Annotated in this window: 13 protein-coding genes; 7 read left to right on the top strand and 6 right to left on the bottom strand. The window is 62.2% G+C overall.

Going from position 1 to position 21550, the window contains the following annotated elements:
• Positions 1-78 precede the first annotated feature (78 nt).
• Entirely contained in the window at positions 79-2463 is a 2385-nt protein-coding gene (locus J3P97_RS18140; RefSeq protein WP_434672449.1) for a sensor domain-containing diguanylate cyclase, read from the top strand.
• Between the two features lie 44 nt (positions 2464-2507).
• Here the strand turns inward: J3P97_RS18140 and dacB are convergent, their stop codons facing one another.
• Complete coding sequence (gene dacB / locus J3P97_RS18135) at positions 2508-3974, bottom strand: D-alanyl-D-alanine carboxypeptidase/D-alanyl-D-alanine endopeptidase (RefSeq protein WP_434672448.1); 1467 nt, start codon at positions 3972-3974, stop codon at positions 2508-2510.
• A gap of 234 nt (positions 3975-4208) precedes the next feature.
• Between dacB and J3P97_RS18130 the strand changes: the two genes are divergently transcribed.
• Entirely contained in the window at positions 4209-4550 is a 342-nt protein-coding gene (locus tag J3P97_RS18130) for a YggL family protein (RefSeq protein WP_434572947.1), read from the top strand.
• 165 nt (positions 4551-4715) lie between these two features.
• Here the strand turns inward: J3P97_RS18130 and J3P97_RS18125 are convergent, their stop codons facing one another.
• Positions 4716-5906, bottom strand: coding sequence for a benzoate/H(+) symporter BenE family transporter (locus J3P97_RS18125; RefSeq protein ID WP_434572949.1), 1191 nt, complete (start codon positions 5904-5906; stop codon positions 4716-4718).
• Between the two features lie 242 nt (positions 5907-6148).
• Here J3P97_RS18125 and J3P97_RS18120 point away from each other — a divergent pair, with 242 nt between their 5' ends.
• Entirely contained in the window at positions 6149-6913 is a 765-nt protein-coding gene (locus J3P97_RS18120; RefSeq protein WP_305499918.1) for a GntR family transcriptional regulator, read from the top strand.
• 184 nt (positions 6914-7097) lie between these two features.
• On the opposite strand, the gene guaD is transcribed toward J3P97_RS18120, so the two are convergent.
• The 4 genes from guaD to xdhA all read right to left on the bottom strand — a co-directional run bounded on the left by guaD (position 7098) and on the right by xdhA (position 13228).
• Positions 7098-8402 (bottom strand): guanine deaminase, encoded by a 1305-nt coding sequence (gene guaD, locus J3P97_RS18115; RefSeq protein WP_434672447.1) that lies wholly within the window; start codon positions 8400-8402, stop codon positions 7098-7100.
• 20 nt (positions 8403-8422) lie between these two features.
• Positions 8423-9259 carry a xanthine dehydrogenase accessory protein XdhC gene (gene xdhC, locus J3P97_RS18110; protein ID WP_434672446.1) on the bottom strand — a complete coding sequence of 279 codons (837 nt, stop codon included), beginning with the start codon at positions 9257-9259 and terminating at the stop codon, positions 8423-8425.
• Positions 9260-9381: 122 nt separating this feature from the next.
• Positions 9382-11781 (bottom strand): xanthine dehydrogenase molybdopterin binding subunit, encoded by a 2400-nt coding sequence (gene xdhB, locus J3P97_RS18105; protein ID WP_434672445.1) that lies wholly within the window; start codon positions 11779-11781, stop codon positions 9382-9384.
• Positions 11774-13228 carry a xanthine dehydrogenase small subunit gene (gene xdhA, locus J3P97_RS18100; RefSeq protein ID WP_434572957.1) on the bottom strand — a complete coding sequence of 485 codons (1455 nt, stop codon included), beginning with the start codon at positions 13226-13228 and terminating at the stop codon, positions 11774-11776. The genes xdhB and xdhA overlap by 8 nt, the downstream gene beginning before the upstream one ends.
• 340 nt (positions 13229-13568) lie before the next feature.
• Between xdhA and J3P97_RS18095 the strand changes: the two genes are divergently transcribed.
• The 4 genes from J3P97_RS18095 to ligA all read left to right on the top strand — a co-directional run bounded on the left by J3P97_RS18095 (position 13569) and on the right by ligA (position 21334).
• Positions 13569-14228 carry a GntR family transcriptional regulator gene (locus J3P97_RS18095; RefSeq protein WP_305499923.1) on the top strand — a complete coding sequence of 220 codons (660 nt, stop codon included), beginning with the start codon at positions 13569-13571 and terminating at the stop codon, positions 14226-14228.
• A 1-nt stretch (position 14229) separates the two neighbouring features.
• Positions 14230-17718, top strand: coding sequence for a chromosome segregation protein SMC (gene smc, locus J3P97_RS18090; RefSeq protein ID WP_434672444.1), 3489 nt, complete (start codon positions 14230-14232; stop codon positions 17716-17718).
• A 257-nt stretch (positions 17719-17975) separates the two neighbouring features.
• A complete protein-coding gene (zipA, locus tag J3P97_RS18085; protein WP_434572960.1) occupies positions 17976-18827 on the top strand; it encodes a cell division protein ZipA in 852 nt (283 codons plus the stop codon).
• Between the two features lie 149 nt (positions 18828-18976).
• A complete protein-coding gene (ligA, locus tag J3P97_RS18080; RefSeq protein ID WP_434672443.1) occupies positions 18977-21334 on the top strand; it encodes an NAD-dependent DNA ligase LigA in 2358 nt (785 codons plus the stop codon).
• The last annotated feature ends 216 nt before the right edge of the window (positions 21335-21550 follow it).

Genomic DNA, 21550 nt, shown 5'->3' with positions numbered 1-21550 from the left:
CAAAAGTAATGGCAAATAGCTATAACTTAGTGTGTGACCGGGGCTGGACCAATGCCTGGTCCTTTCTGAGTCATGTTTATGGCATTACATCAGGTGCGTCCCAGGATCCTGGGCTTTATCAGCGAAGATGTTTCAGCATGGCTAGTGGCTTGCGTCGTCCTGATGGCAGGCCTGCTGCTGACCGGTTTGTTGGCCTGGGGCACGTTGAAGCAGTTCAACCAGCAATTGCGCCAGCGCTTCGAATTGCTCGCCGAAGAACGCTATAGCCGCCTCGACGAGCGTTTCCAGGACCAGGAGCAACGTCTCGACAGTCTGAGGCGGTTCTTTGCCAACTCCGCGGGAGTGTCTGGCGCCGAATTCCATGGCTATACCGAAGCCCTCCTGCGGCGTACCCGGGCCTTTGCCTGGGCGCCACGGGTGCTGCGGGGTGAGCGCCAGGCATTCGAGCAACAGGCACGAGCCGAAGTATCCACTACCTTTACCGTTCGTGAACGAGACGAGGCCGGACTCCTGCGCCAGGCCCCTGAGCGGAATGAATACGCGCCGCTGCTGTATATCCAGAGCCAGCCATCCTATGGCGCGCCGCTGGGCCTGGATCTGCTTTCGCATCCACTGCGCCGTGCCACGCTGGAACGGGCGCGCCAGCGTAACGCCCTGGTAGTTTCCGAGCCCATTGATCTGATCGGGAGCGATCCGGCCTTTGCCCGAGGTGTCATGCTGGCGGCGCCCGTTCTCAAGCCTCTGGCCAGCGAGCCGTTCGGCTACGTGGTGGCGGCCATCAGCATGCGCCAGTTGGTCGCCGATGGGCTGCCGGAGGCGGAGGATGACAGTCTAACGATGCGTGTGATTGATTCCGCCCACGATACCCCTTGGGAAGTCCTGTTCGAAACATCCAACCGACCGGGTAAAAGCGAGCTGTCGGCGGTCCGGATGTTGCGCCTGGCCGATCATGACTTCCGCGTGGAGTTGCGGCCCAGTCTCGCGTTCCTGTCGAACAATCATTCCAGCGTCGTGAGTGTCACGGTGTTGGGCGGGCTGCTCAGCCTGATGCTCAGCGTCTTGCTGTATACGTTGGTCAGCCAGCGACAGCGGGCCTTGGCGCTGGTGGAGCAGCGCACCCTGGAACTGCACGCCCGGGAATCGGAACTGCGCGGCACCCACGGCCAATTGAAGGGCGTGCTCGACGCCGCGACGCAAGTCGCGATCATCGCCACCGACCTGCGCGGTGTCATCACCACCTTCAATGCCGGCGCCGAGCAGATGCTCGGCTACCGCAGTTGCGATGTCCTGCAGAGCATGACCCTGGAAAGTCTTCACGTTCCGCGTGAGCTGCAGCATCGGGCCGCACAGCTGGCCGTGCGTTTCGGCAAGCCAATCCCGACGTGCCATGCGATGCTGCTCGAAGGCGGCGAGCAGGGCGGCCAACAGGCTCGGGAGTGGACCCTGGTGCGCCGCGACGGCAGCCACCTGACGGTCAACATGCTGGCCACGCCCGTGCTCGACGACCAAGGGTTGTGGGTCGGGCACCTGGCAATCTGCATCGACGTCACCGAACGCAAGCGCGTCCACGAAGCCTTGGCCGCACGGGACCTGCTGTTGAAAAAACTCAGCGCCCATGTCCCCGGTGGCATCTACCAGTTCAAGATGGACTTTACCGGTGAGTTCAGCGTGATCTATGCCAGCGACGGCATCCGCGACATCTACGAACTGGAGCCTGACGTGCTGGTACGGCACGCCGAAGCGGTGTTTTCGCGCATCCATCCGCTGGACAGCGCGCGGGTGCGTGCTTCGATCCGCATCTCGGCGGATACATTGAGCCCGTGGCGCGAAGAGTACCGGGTGCAACTGCCGCAGCGCGGTCTGCGCTGGGTACGCGGAGAGGCCACGCCCGAGCAATTGCCTGGCGGCGGTGTGTTGTGGCACGGCTATGTCTCGGACATCTCCGACCTCAAGCGCGTGGAAGAAGAACTGCGGGCACTGTCGATCACCGACGCCTTGACCGGCATTCGCAACCGACGCTATTTCCAGGAGCGCCTGACTTCGGAGATGGCCCGGGTTGAACGGGGCTCTGGCGAGCTGGCGGTCATCATGCTCGACATCGATCACTTCAAGCGCATCAACGACCAGCATGGCCATGCGGTGGGTGATCGGGTGTTGCAGGCGGTCTGCCAGCGCATCACCCAACGGTTGCGCCGCACCGACGTATTCTGCCGGTTGGGCGGCGAAGAGTTCGTGGTGCTCTGCCCGGATACGGACAATGAAAGTGCCTACACCCTGGCGTTGGGGTTATGGGACGGCCTGCGGGGTTCGCCGATCGACGACATCGGCACCATCACCGCCAGTTTTGGCATCGCCAGCTGGCGCGTCGGCGAAGGTGCCGACGCGCTACTGTTGCGCGCCGACTCAGGTGTGTACGCGGCGAAGCAGGCCGGGCGGGATCGGGTCGAGGTGCAGTTGGGATAGCCAACTTCACCCCAAGACCCATCCGGCCTTGTGTTGGGGCTGGCTCAGAGCACCGACGCCGTCTGCGGCAGTTTCGGCTGGCGATACAAGTCCAGCAGCACCTGGTCCAGCACGGAGGAGGCGCCCCATGGCTTCGGATCGTTGAGGATCGCCACGACCGCCCAGGTATTGCCATTGATGTCCCGGCTGTAGCCGGCAATGGCGCGGACTGTGTTCAACGTACCAGTCTTGACGTGCGCTTCGCCGGCCATGGCGGTGGTCTTGAGGCGTTTGCGCATGGTGCCGTCCGTGCCGGCGATGGGCATCGAGCTGATGAACTCCGCCGCATACGGGCTGCGCCATGCCGCCTGCAGCATCGCCGCCATTTCCCGGGCGCTGACCCGTTCGGCGCGGGACAGGCCGGAGCCGTTTTCCATCACCAGGTGCGGCGCGGTGATGCCTTTCTTGGCCAGCCACTGGCGCACCACCCGCTGCGCAGCCTTGGCATCGTCGCCGTCGGCCTCGTTGCGAAACTCCGCGCCCAGGCTCAGGAACAGCTGCTGGGCCATGGTGTTGTTACTGTATTTGTTGATGTCGCGGATAATCTCCGCCAGGTCCGGCGAGAACGCCCGGGCCAGCAGTTTGGCGTTCTTCGGCGTCGCGGCCAGGCGGTCGTTGCCCTGGATGCTGCCGCCCAGCTCCTTCCAGATCGCTCGCACGGCGCCAGCGGTGTAGGTGGCATGGTCGAGCAGCGACAGGTAGGTCTGGGAGCTGCAACCCTCGCCGAGTTGGCCGCTGACGGTCACGGTCATGCTGCCGTCCGCCTGGGCCACCGGGTTGTAGCGCACGCCACCGGTGCATTGCTTGGAGTTGGCGGCCTTGACCACGTTCTCGATGCGGATGCTGGCGATGGGCGGTTCGACCGATATCAGCACCCGGCCAGCGTCATTGCGGGCCACGAAGCGCAGCGCCTTGAGGTTGACCAGCAGCGAATCGGGCTTGACCAGGAAGGGTTTGTTTTCGTCATTGCCGTCGTCGTTGAACTCGGGCAATTGCGGCTGGATGAAGAAGCTGCGGTCCAGCACCAGGTCGCCGGTAATCTGCTGCACGCCGTTGGCCCGCAGGTCACGCATCAGCAGCCAGAGCTTTTCCATGTTCAGCTTGGGATCGCCGCCGCCCTTGAGGTACAGGTTGCCGTTGAGAATGCCCCCGCTGAGGGTGCCGTCGGTGTAGAACTCGGTTTTCCACTGATGGTTCGGCCCGAGCATTTCCAGGGCTGCGTAGGTCGTTACCAGCTTCATGGTGGACGCCGGGTTCACCGAGACATCGGCGTTATACAGCGTCGGGGTGCCGGGGCCGTTGAGCGGTACCATCACCAGGGACAGGGCGTTGTCTTGCAGTTTGCTGTTTTTCAGGGCCTTTTGCACATTCGGCGACAGGGCGGTGTTGATGGTGGCGGCTTGGGTGGTGACAGGCAGGGCCAAAGGAAGAAGAAGGCTGGCCAGAAGCAATGGGCGCAAAGATTTGATCATGTGAAATAAAACCCTACAGGCGAGGGGGAAAAGAACGAGGACATGAAAATGAACGCCCTCAACGGTCATGAAAGTGTCGGCATTATGCCCCAAGGCGCAACGGCTTGTGCCGTGCCCAAGCCCAGCGAAGCGGTATTTTTTTACCGGCGGTAGGCGGACTTGCCCGATCAGTCGGGCAATCGACGCACCAAACTGGTAAAGTGCCGGCCGTTATTACTTATGAGGATTGTTCCAATGGCGACTAACCGTTCCCAGCGTCTGCGCAAAAAGCTGTGCGTGGATGAATTTCAAGAGCTGGGTTTCGAACTGAACCTGGATTTCAAAGAAGATCTGGCCGATGAGGCTATTGACGCTTTCCTCGACGCTTTCCTGAAAGAAGCCATGGAAGCCAATGGCCTGGGCTATGTCGGCGGTGACGACTATGGTCTGGTCTGCCTGCAGAAGCGTGGCTCGGTGACCGAAGAGCAGCGCGCTGCCGTTGAAGCCTGGCTCAAGGCCCGTCCTGAGCTGACCAGTGTTGAAGTCAGCCCGCTGATGGATGTCTGGTATCCGGAAAAGCCTATCAACAAGGCTTGATGGTCTGAAAAAACCGGCAACCCGTTTGGGTGCCGGTTTTTTTGTGCCTGTCGGTTGGGTAATTATTGTCCTTCAGGCCGCTTTCGCGAGCAGGCTCGCTCCCACCGGGGATGTGTGAACACCGACCCAATGTGGGAGCGAGCCTGCTCGCGAAGCTTTCAAGATTCAGGCACTCCGCCAGTTCAGGATGAGCAAAGTCACCACCCCCGCGACAATCCCCCAGAACGCCGAGCCGATGGAAAACAGCGTCAACCCCGACGCCGTGACCATGAAGGTAATCAACGCCGCTTCCCGTTCCTTCGCTTCGCTCATGGCGATGCTCAGGCCGTTGATGATCGAGCCGAACAGCGCCAATGCCGCAATGGACAGCACCAACTCCTTGGGCAGCGCAGCGAACAGCGCCGCCAGCGTTGCGCCGAAAACCCCGGCAAAGCCGTAGAAAATCCCGCACCAGACGGCCGCCGTGTAGCGCTTGTCGCGATCTTCATGGGCATGTGGCCCGGTGCAGATCGCCGCGCTGATGGCGGCGAGGTTGATACCATGGGAACCGAATGGGGCCAGCAACAGCGACGCAACGCCGGTGCTGGTGATCAATGGCGAGGCCGGTACGTTGTAGCCGTCGGCGCGCAGCACGGCGATGCCAGGCATGTTCTGCGAGGTCATCGCCACCACGAACAGCGGGATACCGATGCTGATGGTGGCCCCCAGGGAAAATTCTGGCGTGGTCCAGACCGGTGTCGCCACTTCCAGGGCGAAACTGGTGAAATCCAGAAGCCCGAGCAAGCCCGACAAGGCAGTGCCGACCAGCAGCGCGGCCAATACCGCATAACGCGGGGACAGACGCTTGACGATCAGGTAGGTGAAGAACATCCCCAGCACCAGGCCGGTGCGATGTTGCGCGGCGACAAATATTTCGCTGCCGATCTTGAACAGAATCCCCGCCAGCAGCGCGGCCGCCAGCGAAGCCGGAATGCGTTTGACCAGGCGCTCGAAGCTGCCGGTCAGGCCACAGATCGTCACCAGCACCGCACAGGTGATGTACGCGCCGATGGCTTCGCCATAACTCACGCCGCCCAGGCTGGTGATCAGCAAGGCTGCGCCGGGTGTTGACCAGGCGATGGTGATTGGCGTGCGGTAGCGCAGCGACAAGCCGATGGAGCACACCGCCATGCCGATGGAGATGGCCCAGATCCATGATGAAATCTGCCCGCTGGTCAGCCCCGCCGCCTGCCCGGCCTGGAACATCAGTACCAGTGAGCTGGTGTAGCCGGTCATCATGGCGATGAAACCGGCGACGATGGCCGAGGGCGAGGTATCGGCCAGGGGGCGAAGTGGCGCGGTGCTGATTTCGGTCATGGTGAGCGGTTGTCCTTGTTGTAGATTGGCTGGACTGGCGGAGCCACGGATTGCCGGATCAAGCCTAAACTCAACGCAGTTGTCGATTGCAATACAGCCATGCCCGCAAAGAGCCGTACAGTCGTGTTGCCATCAGAGGTTGTGTACAATCGCCGTGTTTATTACGCGATACTTGCCAGCGACCCGCTGTGCCGTATTACAGTCACGGTTAAATCGCCGCAGTTCTCCCGACTCGAGTGCCCATGAACGAACAGTTGCAACCCCTCAAGAAACAACCGCGAGCAGGCAAAGCCGGCCGCAGCGGAACCCAGGACGATATTGTCTACGCGCACATTTTCGAGGCCATCCTCGAACAGCGTCTGGCGCCTGGCACGAAGTTGAGCGAAGAGGCGCTTGGGGAGATTTTCGGGGTGAGTCGCACCATCATTCGTCGCGCGCTGTCGCGCCTGGCTCATGAAGGCGTGGTGCTGCTGCGCCCGAATCGCGGTGCGGTGGTCGCCAGCCCGAGTGTCGAAGAGGCACGCCAGGTATTCTTTGCCCGGCGCATGGTGGAGAAGGCAATCACTGAGCTGGCGGTACAGCACGCCAGCGCCGAACAGCTTGCCGAGCTGCGGCAAATGGTCAGCGACGAGCGCGACAGTTTTTCCCGGGGGGACCGTGGCGCCGGTATCCGGTTGTCGGGCGAGTTCCACCTCAAGCTGGCCGAGGCGGCAAAAAACGCGCCGCTGATCAGCTTCCAGCGCAGCCTGGTATCACAGACTTCGTTGATCATCGCCCAGTACGAAAGCGGTAACCGTTCCCACTGTTCCTATGACGAACACACCCAGCTGATCGACGCCATCGAGGCCCGTGACGCAGCCCTGGCGGTGAACCTGATGATGCATCACATGGATCACATCGACAGCAAGCTCAACCTCGACGAAGAAAGTGCTTCGGATGACTTGCATGCGGTGTTTTCGCATTTGTTGCAGAGCAAGAAGCCGGGGCGGTCGACAGCCAAGCTCTGATTGAGTTGAGTCAGCGATGCCGAGGCGCGCCCTTCGCGAGCAGGCTCGCTCCCACAGTGGATTTGTGTTGGTCACACTGATCCTGGACTGTCTCCAGAAAGTTGGACACCAATCTGGCTTCTGGGGTCAGGCAACCCTGTGGGAGCGAGCCTGCTCGCGAAAGCGGTCTGGCAGGCGCTGAAAGTTAGCGCTGGTGCACCAGCCGGCCTGCCGCATAAGTCTGCGCCACCGTCCGGTCATCCCCCAGGGTCATCAGTACGAACAACCGCTCGGCCATGTCCTTGGCCTGCTTCAGGCGATAGCTCAACAGCGGCGTGGCGTTGTAGTCCAGCACCAGGAAGTCCGCGTCCGTGCCCGGCTGCAACGTGCCGATCCGGTCTTCCAGGCGCAAGGCGCGGGCGCCGCCAAGGGTGGCCAGGTACAGCGATTTGAACGGGCTCAGTCGCGCACCTTGCAACTGCATGACCTTGTAGGCTTCGTTCAGGGTTTGCAGCAGCGAAAAACTGGTTCCACCGCCCACGTCGGTGCCAAGGCCCACATTGACTTTGTGCTTCTCGGCCATCGGCAGGTTGAACAGGCCGCTGCCCAGGAACAGGTTCGAGGTCGGGCAGAACGCGATGGCCGAACCGGTTTGTGCCAGGCGTGCGCATTCTTCGTCGCACAGATGCACGCCATGGGCGAACACCGAGCGCTCGCCGAGCAATTGGTAGTGGTCGTAGACGTCCAGGTAGCCTTTGCGCTCGGGGAACAGCTCCTTGACCCATTGCACTTCCTGCAGGTTCTCGCTGATGTGCGTCTGCATGTACAGGTCCGGGTATTCGCCGAGTAACTGGCCAGCCAGGGTCAGTTGCTCCGGCGTGCTGGTCGGCGCGAAGCGCGGGGTCACGGCGTAATGCAAGCGACCCTTGCCATGCCAGCGTTCGATCAGCGCCTTGCTCTCGGTGTAGCTGGATTCGGCTGTGTCGACCAGGTAGTCCGGCGCGTTGCGGTCCATCATGACCTTGCCGGCGATCATCCGCAGGTCGAGTTTCTCGGCTACCTCAAAAAATGCATTCACCGATTGCGGGTGCACACTGCCGAATACCAGGGCTGTGGTGGTGCCGTTGCGCAGCAGTTCCTTGACGAAAATGTCCGCCACCGCCTCGGCGTGGGCCGGGTCGGCGAACTGGCTTTCGCAGGGGAACGTGTAGGTATTGAGCCAATCCAGCAACTGCTCGCCATAGGCGCCCACCATGCCGGTCTGCGGCAGGTGAATATGGGTGTCGATGAAGCCGGGAGTGATCAAGGCGTCCTGGTAGTGCGTGATCTCGATATCCGCCGGAAGGGTCGGCAACAAATCGCTGGCGTGGCCGATAGCGCTGATCAGGCCATTTTCCACTACCAGCAGGCCATCCTCGAAATACTCATAGGACGCCTCGATACCGACTTCGGCCGGATCGGCGAGGCTGTGGAGCAGGGCGGCGCGGTAGGCTTTGCGTGTCAGGGGCATGGGAATTCTCGATAACAGGGTTAACGCTGGTTGCGGCGCGAAACCGGCAGCAACCTGGCGATGGGTTCGGCGCGGGAGGTGTGCTGGCCGAAATCCGCGTTATAGGTGGCGATGATTTCGCCGGCGATGGAGATGGCGATTTCAACGGGCAGCTTGCCTTTGACTTCGCCGATGCCCATCGGGCAGCGCATACGCTGCAGGGCGCCACTGTCGAAGCCGCGATCACGCAGGCGATGTTCGAACTTGACGCGTTTGGTCTTCGAGCCGATCAGGCCGAAGTAGGCAAAGTCGTTGCGCTTGAGGATCGCGGCGCTCAGTTCCAGATCGAGCTGGTGATTGTGAGTCATGACGATGCAGTAGCTGCCGGCGGGCAGCTCATCGACTTCGTCCAGCGGGTCTTCAGTCACGATTTTCTGTACGCCGTGGGGCAACTGCTCAGGAAATTCCGCTTCCCGCGAGTCGATCCAGCGCACCCGGCAAGGCAGGCTCGCCAGCAGCGGCACCAGGGCGCGGCCGACATGACCGGCACCGAACACGGCAATCTGCGCCTGGACCTGGCCCATGGGTTCGAACAGCAACACGGTAACGCCACCGCAGCACTGGCCCAGGCTGGCACCGAGACTGAAGCGCTCTAGATGGGTGTCCTGCTGGCCGCTGGCAAGCATCTGCCGGGCAATCTCCATCGCCTTGTATTCCAGATGACCGCCGCCAATGGTGTCGAATGTCTGGCGGGCGCTGATGACCATCTTCGAGCCGGCATTGCGTGGGGTGGAGCCGAGCTCCTCGATGATCGTCACCAGCACGCAGGGTTCGCCGCGGGTTTGCAGGTCGGCGAGGGCGCTGATCCAGTTGTACATATTCACCTCGACATCTGTGTTGTCTGTCAGGCCGCTTTCGCGAGCAGGCTCGCTCCCACAGGGGATTTGTGAACATCGACCCAATGTGGGAGCGAGCCTGCTCGCGAAGGCCGCGCCGCGGTCTAAAGCGGAGCCAGCTCAGCCTCGGCTGCCGCGGGCTTCACAGCCTTTGACTGGCGCATCTGCTCACATCCCCACAACACCCGCTCCGGCGTCGCCGGCGCGTCGATTTTCGGTTGCTGCCGATAATCCCCCAGGCTTGCCACGGCGTCCTTGATGGCGCACCACGCGGCGATGCCGAGCATGAACGGCGGCTCGCCCACGGCCTTGGAATGGAAGACCGTGTCTTCGGGGTTCTTGCGGTTTTCCACCAGTCGCACCCGCAGGTCCAACGGCATGTCGGCCACGGCCGGGATCTTGTAGCTGGCCGGGCCATTGGTCATCAGCTTGCCCTTGTCGTTCCACACCAGTTCTTCCATGGTCAGCCAGCCCATGCCCTGGATGAAACCGCCCTCGACCTGGCCGATGTCGATGGCCGGGTTCAGCGAGGCGCCAACGTCGTGGAGGATGTCGGTGCGCAGCATCTTGTATTCGCCGGTGAGGGTGTCGACGATCACCTCGGCACACGCGGCGCCGAAGGCGTAGTAATAGAACGGCCGGCCACGGGCCTGGCTGCGGTCGTAGTAGATTTTCGGGGTCTTGTAGAACCCGGTGCTCGACAGCGAGACCTGGGCGAAGTAGGCCTGTTGTACCAGCGCCTCGAAGGTCAGGATGTGATCGCGCACCCGCACGTGACCGTTATGGAATTCCACGTCTTCTTCGCTGACCTTGTATTGCCGCGCGGCGAATTCCACCAGGCGTTGCTTGATGATTTCGGCGGCATTCTGCGCGGCCTTGCCGTTCAGGTCGGCGCCGCTGGACGCGGCGGTGGGCGAGGTGTTCGGGACCTTGTCGGTATTGGTCGCGGTGATCTGCACGCGGTCCATTTCCACCTGGAACACCTCGGCCACCACTTGGGCGACTTTGGTATTGAGCCCCTGGCCCATTTCCGTGCCGCCGTGGTTCAGGTGGATGCTGCCGTCGGTGTAGACGTGGATCAGAGCCCCGGCCTGGTTGAGGAAACTGGCGGTGAAGGAAATGCCGAACTTCACCGGCGTCAGCGCCAGGCCCTTCTTGAGGATCGGGCTGCCTGCGTTGTAGCGGCGGATCGCTTCGCGGCGCTCGGCGTACTGGCTGCTTTCTTCCAGTTCAGCGGTCATTTCCTCGAGCATGTTGTGCTCGACGGTCTGGTAGTAGTGCGTGACGTTGCGCTCGGTCTTGCCGTAGTAGTTGGCCTTGCGCACCGCCAGCGGGTCGAGCCCCAGGTGCCGGGCGATGGCATCCATCACTTCTTCGATGGCGACCATGCCTTGGGGCCCGCCGAAACCACGGTAAGCGGTGTTCGACGCGGTGTTGGTCTTGCAGCGATGGCCGTTGATGGTCGCATCGCCCAGGTAGTAGGCATTGTCGGCGTGGAACATCGCCCGGTCGACAATCGAGGCCGACAGGTCCGGCGAGCAACCGCAGTTGCCGGCCAGTTCCAAGGCGATGCCATGCAGGCGCCCGGTGTCGTCGAAGCCAACGTCGTATTCGATATAGAAAGGATGGCGCTTGCCGGTCATCAGCATGTCCTCCACCCGGGGCAGGCGCATCTTGGTCGGCTGGCCGGTGAGGTGCGCGATGACGGCGCACAGGCAGGCCGGGCTGGCGGCCTGGGTTTCCTTGCCGCCAAAGCCGCCGCCCATGCGGCGCATGTCCACCACGACCTTGTTCATCGACACGCCCAACACTTCGGCCACCAACTTCTGCACTTCGGTGGGGTTCTGGGTCGAGCAGTAGACGATCATGCCGCCGTCTTCGGTGGGCATCACCGAGGAAATCTGGGTCTCCAGGTAAAAGTGTTCCTGGCCGCCGATGTGCAGCGAGCCTTGGATGCGATGTTCGGCGGTGGCCAGCGCCGTGGCCGAATCGCCGCGCTGGTGGGTGTGACTGTCGAGCACGAAGTGCCGCTTGCGCAGCGCCTCGACCACATCCAGCACCGGTTCGAGGTCTTCATATTCAATGATCGCGGCCATGGCTGCCTGGCGTGCGGTCTCCAGATCCCTGGCCGCCACGGCGAGTACCGGTTGGCCGACGAACTGTACGTCATCGATCGCCAGCAGCGGGTCGCCGGGCAACAACGGCCCAATGTCCTTCAGGCCGGGTATGTCCTGATGGGTAATGGCGATGCGCACCCCTTCGAAGGCGTAGCAGGGCGTGGTGTCGATACGCAGGATTCGCGCATGGGCGCGATCCGACAGCCGGGCATAGACGTGCAACTGGTTGGGAAATTCCAGCCGGTCATCGATGTACTGGGCTTCGCCGGACACGTGTTTTGCGGCGCTGTCGTGCTTGACGCTGCGGCCCACGCCCGTGGTCAGGTCACGAGCGAACAGCTCGGCCAGTTCGGCCTGGGTCTTCTCTACGGCGTGATGGTTAGACATAAGCGGTCACCCGAGTCTCGATGTGCGGCGTTTGCAGCTCGATGAAGTATTTGCGCAGCAGGTTGCGGGCGCTGAGCAGACGGTATTCCTTGCTGGCACGGAAGTCCGACAGCGGCGTGAAATCCTCGGCCAGGGCCGCGCAGGCGCGTTCGACGGTACTGTCGTTCCACGGCGCGCCGATCAGTGCGGCTTCACAGTGCCTGGCACGCTTGGGTGTTGCGGCCATGCCGCCGAAGGCGACACGCGCGTCCTCCACCAGACCGTTTTCAAGACGCAGGTTGAACGCCGCGCACACTGCGGAAATGTCATCGTCCAGGCGCTTGGAAACCTTGTAGGCGCGGAACGTCTTTTCGGCGCTGGCTCGGGGCACGATGATCTTTTCGATGAATTCGCTTTCCTGGCGGGCAGTTACCCGGTAGTCGATGAAATAGTCTTCCAGGGCCAGGGTGCGGCGGGTCTGGCCCTTGCACAGCACGATCTGCGCGCCGAGGGCGATCAGCAGGGGCGGGGAGTCGCCGATGGGCGAGGCGTTGCCGATGTTGCCGCCCAATGTGCCCTGGTTGCGGATTTGTAGCGAGGCGAAACGCTGCAGCAATTCGCCGAAGTCCGGGTATTCGGTTTTCAGTGCCTCGTAGCAATCGGAAAGCGCGGTGGCGGCGCCGATCTCCAAACGGTCCTCAAAACGCTCGATGCGCTTGAGTTCGGCGACGTTACCGACGTAGATCATCACTGGCAGGGTGCGGTGAAACTGCGTGACCTCCAGCGCCAAATCGGTGCCGCCAGCCAGTAGCCGCGCCTGCGGATAGGCGTCGTAGAGGTCGGCCAGATCGGCCACGGTCAGCGGCACCAGGCAACGCTTGTCACCGCTGTTGAGCTCGCCGGTTTCGGTCGGGGCGATGGCTTTCAGGCGGGCGATGGTCTGGGCTTCGCGGGCGTCGAACTGGTCCGGTTGTTTGCCGCAGCATGCCTGGTCGGCCGCCGCCAGGATCGGCCGGTAGCCGGTGCAGCGGCACAGGTTGCCGGCCAAGGCTTCGTGGGCCTTGTGGGCGTCGGGTTGTTCGCTGTTCTTTTGCAGGGCGAACAGTGACATGACGAAGCCCGGGGTGCAGAAACCGCATTGCGAGCCGTGGCAGTCGACCATCGCCTGCTGGACGCTGTGCAACTGGCCATTGTGCTTGAGGTCTTCGACGCTGATCAGTTGCTTGCCGTGCAGCGACGAGACGAAGGTCAGGCACGAATTGAGGCTGCGGTAGCGGATGCGCTCGCTACCGTTCGCGTCCGTTTCCAGTTCGCCCACCACCACGGTGCATGCGCCACAGTCGCCGCTGGCGCAGCCTTCCTTGGTGCCGGGTTTGCCAACATGCTCGCGCAGATAGTTGAGCACGGTCAGGTTCGGGTCCAGGGCGTGCTCGCTACGGAGTTCCTGGTTGAGTAAAAACTGGATCACGGAAGGCCTCGCAGATTCATTATTGTTGTATCGACGTGGGCTGAATTTAGCAGTTCTGACTTTTCGGTCAACGATTTTCTGACTTAAAGGTCAAGAAAAGCTGTTTTGTCGATACTCAACGTATTCAGTATGGTCCCTCTGTGGGAGCGAGCCTGCTCGCGAAGGCGCCGGTTCAGTTGAAGCATTCGCCGGCTGCTACGGCGCTTTCGCGAGCAGGCTCGCTCCTACAGGTTTTTTTTGCTTATATCGTGCCAAAAACCCGGTGCAGGCCCTGCGCCATGACGTATCGAGTGCGCTACACTGCGCCGCTTGTGCAGATCGAAGAGTTTGAAGGACAACCATGACGTTCAAGGCCCCGGACAGCCTCGCCGAGCAAATCGCCCATTACCTCGCCGAACGCATCATTCGCGGCGAAATGAAACCGGGAGAGCGCATCCAGGAGCAAAAGGTCACGCTGGCGCTCAATGTCAGTCGCGGCTCGGTCCGCGAGGCTTTGCTGATCCTCGAGCGGCGTCATCTGATCGCTATCCTGCCGCGCCGTGGCGCCCACGTCACCGAGCTTACCGAGCACAAGGTGCGCAGCCTGTGCGCCTTGATGAGCGAGCTCTACATCCTGCTGGGCAACGCGGTGGCTCATGGCTGGAAGGAACAGGCCGACATGGCCCCGTTCGTGGCGATCCAGCAACGCCTCCAGCAAGCTTACGAGCGCCAGGACATCCGCACTTTCGTCGATGAAAGCTTCAGCGTGATGCGCGCGGCCTATCCGTTTGCCGACAATCCGTATCTGCAAGAGACCGTCGAGAACCTGCAACCGGCGATGAGTCGCGCCTACTTCCTGGCACTTGAACAGCGCAAGGCTGAAATGAGCGAATTCCTCGACCTGTTCCAGCGCCTGCTTGTTGCGGTGCTGGCCCGCGATCTGCCGCAGATCCGCATCGTGCTGACGGCCTATGCCCAGCGCAGTTGCGATCTGGTGGTTTCGGCCCTGACGGCGGCCTGACGTGCGGCTCAAGTGCATCAAGCTGGCGGGGTTCAAATCCTTCGTCGACCCGACCACGGTGAACTTCCCCAGTAACATGGCGGCGGTGGTCGGGCCCAATGGCTGCGGCAAGTCGAACATCATCGACGCCGTGCGCTGGGTGATGGGCGAAAGCTCGGCCAAGAATCTGCGCGGCGAATCGATGACCGACGTCATCTTCAACGGCTCCACCAGTCGCAAGCCGGTGAGCCAGGCCAGTATCGAACTGGTGTTCGATAACTCCGACGGCACGTTGATCGGTGAATACGCGGCCTACGCGGAAATCTCCATTCGTCGCAAAGTGACCCGCGACAGCCAGAACAGCTATTTCCTCAACGGCACCAAATGCCGTCGCCGCGACATCACTGACATCTTCCTCGGCACCGGCCTGGGCCCGCGCAGCTACTCGATCATCGAGCAGGGCATGATCTCCAAGCTGATCGAGGCCAAGCCGGAAGACCTGCGTAATTTCATCGAGGAAGCCGCCGGCATCTCCAAGTACAAGGAGCGGCGCCGCGAAACCGAAAACCGCATCCGCCGTACCCACGAGAACCTTGCGCGCCTGACCGACCTGCGCGAGGAGCTCGAACGTCAGCTCGAACGACTGCATCGCCAGGCCGAGGCCGCCAAGAAGTATCAGGAATACAAGGGCGAGGAGCGCCAGCTCAAGGCCCAGCTTTCAGCGTTGCGCTGGCAGGCGTTGAACGAACAGGTCGGCCAGCGAGAGGCGATCATCGGCAACCAGGAAGTCAGTTTCGAAGCACTGGTGGCCGAGCAGCGCAATGCCGATGCCGCCATCGAGCGCCTGCGCGACGGGCACCACGAACTGTCCGAGCGCTTCAATCTGGTGCAGGGACGCTTCTATTCGGTGGGTGGCGACATTGCCCGGGTCGAACAGAGTATCCAGCACGGCCAGCAGCGTTTGCGCCAGTTGCAGGACGATTTGAAGGAAGCCGAGCGCGCGCGCCTGGAAACCGAATCCCACCTGGGCCACGACCGCACCTTGTTGCTGACCCTTGGTGAAGAGCTTGACCGTCTTGTGCCGGAACAGGAAATCACCAGCGCCGCCGCCGAAGAGGCCGCGGCAGCCCTGGAAGAAGCCGAGCTGACCATGCACGGCTGGCAGGAGCAGTGGGACAGTTTCAACCTGACTTCCGCCGAACCGCGGCGCCAGGCCGAGGTGCAGCAGTCGCGCATCCAGCAGCTCGAAACCAGCATGGAGCGTTTGGCTGAACGGCAACGGCGCCTGGCCGAAGAGCGGGCGTTGCTCGCTGCGGATCCCGAAGATGCTGCGATCCTCGACCTGAGCGAGCAGCTCGCCACCAGCGAAGCGACCCTGGAAGATTTGCAGGCCAGCGAAGACGCCCAGGTCGAGCGGCTGGAACAACTGCGCCAAGCCTTGCAACTGGCCTTGCAGAACCAGCAGCAGGCCCAGGGCGAACTGCAGCGCCTCAACGGTCGCCTGGCCTCGCTGGAAGCCTTGCAACAGGCCGCGCTGGACCCCGGCACCGGCACGGCCGAGTGGTTGCGCGACCAGCATCTGGCCGAACGCCCGCGTCTGGCCGAGGGGTTGAAAGTCGACGCGGGCTGGGAGCTGGCGGTGGAAACCGTGCTGGGCGCCGACCTGCAAGCGGTGCTGGTGGACGATTTCGCCGGCTTCGATCTCTCGGGGTTTGCCCAAGGCGATTTGCGCCTGCTCAGTCCGGCTGGCGATGGCGTGCGGATCCCTGGAAGCCTGCTGGACAAAGTCGAGGCCAAGGTTGACTTGTCGCCCTGGTTGGGTCAGGTCAAACCCGTGGATAGCCTGGAGCAGGCCCTGGCCTTGCGTGGTCAGTTGGCCGCCGGCGAGAGCCTGATCAGTCGTGACGGGTATTGGCTCGGCCGGCATTTCCTGCGGGTGCGCCGGGCCGGCGAGGCCGAAAGCGGCATGCTCGCCCGTGGCCAGGAAATCCAGCGTCTGGTCGCCGAGCGCGAAGAGCGCGAGGCCAGCGTCGAAGCCCTGGAAACCGAATTGCAGAACCTGCGGGCGCAACAGCGCCAGCAGGAAAACGGTCGCGAACACCTGCGCCGGTTGTTGCAGGACGAGGCGCGCCAGCAGGGCGAACTCAAGGCGCAGCTGTCCGCCGGCAAGGCCAAGGTTGAACAACTGGCCCTGCGGCGCACCCGTCTCGATGAAGAAATCGCCGAGTTGGGCGAGCAGCGAGCGCTGGAGTACGAACAGATCGGCGAGGCGCGCCTGCAACTGCAGGAAGCCCTCGACGCCATGGCGCTGGACACCGAACAACGCGAATTGCTCCTGGCCCAGCGCGACAGCCTGCGCGAACGCCTCGATCGGGTGCGCCAGGAAGCGCGCCAACACAAGGATCATGCCCATCAGTTGGCAGTGCGCCTGGGCTCGCTCCAGGCCCAGTACGATTCCACGCGCCAGGCGTTGGAACGTTTGGAAATGCAATCCGAACGCCTCACCGAAAAGCGCGAACAGCTGAGCCTCAACCTGGAGGAGGGCGAGGCGCCGCTGGAGGAGCTGCGGCTGAAACTCGAGGAATTGCTCGACAAACGCATGAGCGTCGACGAAGAACTCAAGACCGCGCAGATCGCGCTGGAGGACGCCGACCGCGAACTGCGCGACGCGGAGAAGCGCCGCAGCCAGGCCGAGCAGCAATCCCAGCTGATTCGCGGCCAGATGGAGCAGCAGCGCATGGAATGGCAGGCCCTGACGGTCCGCCGCAAAGCCTTGCAGGACCAGTTGCTGGAGGACGGCTACGACCTCAACGGAGTGCTCGCCACCCTCGTGGCAGGTGCCAACGAGAAAGAGGCCGAGGAAGAACTCGAACGCATTGCCGCGCGCATCCAGCGCTTGGGCGCGATCAACCTGGCCGCCATCGACGAGTATCAGCAGCAGTCCGAGCGCAAGCGCTACCTCGACGCCCAGAACGATGACCTGGTGGAGGCGCTGGAGACCTTGGAAAACGTCATTCGCAAGATCGACAAGGAAACCCGCAATCGCTTCAAGGATACCTTTGATCAGATCAACGGCGGTTTGCAGGCACTTTTCCCGAAAGTTTTCGGCGGCGGCAGTGCCTATTTGGAACTGACGGGCGAAGATCTACTCGATACTGGGGTGACAATCATGGCGCGTCCTCCCGGCAAGAAGAACAGCACCATTCATTTACTTTCCGGCGGCGAAAAGGCCCTGACCGCATTGGCCCTGGTTTTTGCCATTTTCAAGTTGAATCCGGCGCCGTTCTGCATGCTCGACGAAGTCGATGCGCCACTGGACGACGCCAACGTGGGCCGTTACGCACGTCTGGTAAAGGAAATGTCTGAAACGGTGCAGTTCATCTACATCACCCATAACAAAATCGCCATGGAAATGGCCGATCAGTTGATGGGCGTCACCATGCATGAGCCGGGTTGCTCGCGACTGGTGGCGGTGGATGTGGAAGAGGCCATGGCCATGGTTGATGCGTAAAGCATGTCTGTAGGCGCTTTGCGTAGGGCGTTGTAGGCCTTTTTACCCTTTTGGCTTGTCACTCAATTCACAGATTGGGCATAAGCCAATGCGACAGACGGTGTAAAGTTGTCTTTGGTCGTGCTAGTTTAATGTCAATTTTTCGTGTGCGTGGGCAAAACGCCATTCAGAACATAGAGTTGGCGCCACGTTTTAAAGCGGTTTGCAAATAGCTAAGCCCCTTATTTATCAGCATTTTTATAGAGGCACGGGATTACATGGAAATCGGTCTGCGCGAGTGGCTGATCGTCATCGGCATCATTGTCATTGCCGGTATTCTTTTCGACGGCTGGCGTCGCATGCGCGGCGGCAAGGGGAAACTCAAGTTTCGCCTGGATCGCAGCCTGTCGAACCTGCCGGATGAAGATGACAGTGCCGAACTGCTGGGCCCGCCCCGGGTGCTGGATACCCACAAGGAGCCGCAGCTGGACGAACACGACCTGCCGTCCATGAGCGCGCCGGCGCGCGAGCCACGTGAGTCGGGCTCCAAGCGCGGTAAGCGCAACAGCGAGCCGTCCCAGGGCGACCTGAACCTGAACCTGGATCTTGATGGCGGTCCAGGCTTCAGCAGCCGCGACGGTGATTTCCCGGACGAGAGCAAGGCCTCCGGTTCCAACGGTGACAAGGACCAGGCCCAGGCTGAAGAAGTGCTGGTGATCAGTGTGATCTGCCGCGATCCAGCCGGCTTCAAGGGCCCGGCGCTGCTGCAGAACATCCTCGAAAGTGGCCTGCGTTTCGGCGAAATGGATATTTTCCATCGCCACGAAAGCATGGCAGGCAATGGCGAGGTGCTGTTTTCCATGGCCAACGCTGTCAAGCCAGGCGTGTTCGATCTGGACGACATCGATCATTTCAGTACCCCGGCGGTGAGCTTCTTCCTCGGGCTGCCAGGCCCGCGCCATCCAAAACAGGCTTTTGATGTGATGGTGGCCGCGGCTCGCAAGCTGGCCCAGGAACTCAACGGTGAATTGAAGGATGACCAGCGCAGCGTACTGACCGCCCAGACCATCGAGCATTACCGCCAGCGCATCGTCGAGTTCGAGCGCCGGGCATTGACCCAGAAACGCTGAAGTCGCCAGAGTCTTTATGGCTAGGGCTTTTTGTGGCGAGGGAGCTTGCTGTGGCGAGGGAGCTTGCTCCCGCTGGAGGGCGAAGCCCTCCCAGAAAGTCTTGAAAAATGAGCAGCCCAGGCTGCTCTTTTGCTTTATGAGAGAACACCATGAACGCCGTCGAAACCCGCATCCTGGAGCTGCGCTCCGAGCTGGACCAGCATAACTATCGCTACCACGTCCTTGACGAACCCACCATCCCGGACGCCGAGTACGATCGCCTGTTCCACGAACTCAAGGCCCTGGAAGAGCAGCATCCGGAGCTGGTGACCAGCGACTCCCCGACCCAGCGGGTCGGCAGCGTGGCGCTGTCGGCGTTCAGCCAGGTGCGTCATGAAATCCCGATGCTCAGCCTGGGCAATGCCTTCGATGAAAACACCATGCGTGAGTTCGACCGCCGGGTGACGGAAGGTCTGGACTTGCCCACGGGCGATTTGCTCGGCGCTGGCGCGGCGGTGGAGTACAGCTGCGAACCGAAACTCGATGGTCTGGCCGTCAGCCTGCTGTATCAGGACGGCATGCTGGTGCGCGGCGCGACGCGCGGTGACGGAACCACGGGCGAGGACATCAGTGTCAACGTGCGCACCGTGCGCAATATTCCTCTCAAGCTGCAGGGCAGCGGCTGGCCACCGGTATTGGAGGTGCGTGGCGAGGTGTACATGTCCAAGGCCGGTTTCGAGCGGCTCAACGCTACGCAACTGGAGGCGGGCGGCAAGACTTTCGCCAACCCGCGCAACGCCGCGGCGGGCAGCTTGCGCCAGCTGGATTCGAGGATCACCGCCAACCGTCCCCTGGAGTTCTGCTGCTATGGTATCGGCCAGGTGACCTCGGACATCGCCGATACCCACATCGGCAACCTCAAGCAGCTCAAGGCCTGGGGCATGCCCGTCAGCCGCGAGCTGAAGCTGGCCCACGGCATCGACGAATGCCTGGACTACTATCGCGACATCGGTGAGCGGCGCAATTCGCTGCCCTACGAAATCGACGGCGTGGTGTTCAAGGTCAACAGCATCGCTTCGCAGCGCGAGCTGGGTTTCCGGGCACGGGAGCCGCGCTGGGCCATCGCGCATAAATTCCCCGCCAGCGAAGAACTCACCGAGTTGCTGGACGTGGAGTTCCAGGTCGGCCGCACCGGCGCCGTCACCCCCGTGGCGCGGCTCAAGCCGGTCAAGGTGGCTGGCGTGACCGTGGCCAACGCCACGCTGCACAACATGGACGAAGTGGCGCGGCTGGGCTTGATGATCGGCGATACGGTGATCATTCGCCGCGCCGGCGACGTCATTCCGCAGGTGGTGCAGGTCGTCACCGAGCGTCGTCCGGACAACGCCCGGGCGGTGCAGGTGCCTGAACAGTGTCCGGTCTGCGGTTCCCATGTCGAGCGCACGCAACTGATCAAACGCAGCAAGGGCCGCGAAACCGTCAGCGAAGGCGCGGTGTACCGCTGCGTCGGTCGGCTGGCCTGCGGCGCGCAACTCAAGCAGGCGATCATCCACTTTGTCTCGCGCCGGGCGATGGACATCGAAGGCCTGGGTGAAAAAAGCGTCGAGCAGTTGGTGGATGAAGGTCTGGTGGGCTCGCCAGCCGATCTCTACGCGCTGACGTTCGAGCAAGTGGTCGATCTGGAAGGTTTCGCCGAGTTGTCGAGCAGGAACCTGCTGGCGGCTATCGTCGACAGCAAGAAGCCGAGCCTGGCGCGCTTCATCTATGCCCTCGGCATTCCAGACGTGGGCGAGGAAACCGCCAAGGTCCTGGCCCGCTCCCTCGGTTCGCTGGAGCGCGTGCAGGCGGCCTTGCCCCAAGTGCTGACGTACTTGCCGGATGTCGGCTTGGAAGTCGCTCATGAGATCCACAGCTTTTTTGAGGATCCGCACAATCGCCAGGTGATCAAGGACCTGTTGCGCCATGGCCTGGAGATTCAGGACCAGGGCGAACTCGGCGCCGAGTTTTCCGCCAGCACCACCCTGGGCGGCTTCCTCGACAAGCTGCACATCCCTTCGGTCGGACCGGGCGGGGCGCAAAAACTGGCGGACAAATTCGGCTCCCTCGAAGCGGTCATGAATGCCGACTGGCTGGACATGCGCCAGGCATTGCCGGAAAAGCAGGCCAACGCCGTGCGGGAGTACTTCGCCAACGCCGCCAACCGCGAGCTGGCCGTGGCCGCAGAGCAGCAACTGCGGGATTTCGGCATGCACTGGCAGAGCGAGAAAAAAGTCGTCGAGGGTTTGCCTGAAGCGGGGCATACCTGGGTGCTGACCGGCTCGCTGGAATTGATGAGTCGCGACGTCGCCAAGGACAAGCTGGAAAGCCTCGGCGCCAAGGTGGCCGGTTCCGTGTCGGCAAAGACCCATTGCGTGGTGGCCGGGCCGGGCGCCGGTTCGAAGTTGGCCAAGGCCAATGAGCTGGGGCTCAAGGTTCTCGACGAACAAGCCTTCGTCGCTTTCTTGAAGGGGCATGGCATCACAGTGTGAGTGGGCAGCCCGCTCTTGTGGCGAGGGAGCTTGCTCCCGCTGGGTGGCGCAGCCGCCCCAACCGGAACGACGCACCCTCCAGGTGGAGCGCATCAGCCGGTTTACGACGGCTGCGCCGCCGAGCGGGAGCAAGCTCCCTCGCCACGGGTTGTGGTCCATGGCCAGAACGTGGGAACGATCATGCACGCAGGGTGATCTAGTCTTGCAGGCTCCAGG

This window comes from Pseudomonas sp. R1-15 (genome assembly GCF_051132085.1).
Lineage (GTDB): Bacteria > Pseudomonadota > Gammaproteobacteria > Pseudomonadales > Pseudomonadaceae > Aquipseudomonas.
The sequence above is the reverse complement of the archived record's forward strand: the minus strand, read 5'-3'. Positions and strand labels throughout refer to the sequence as shown.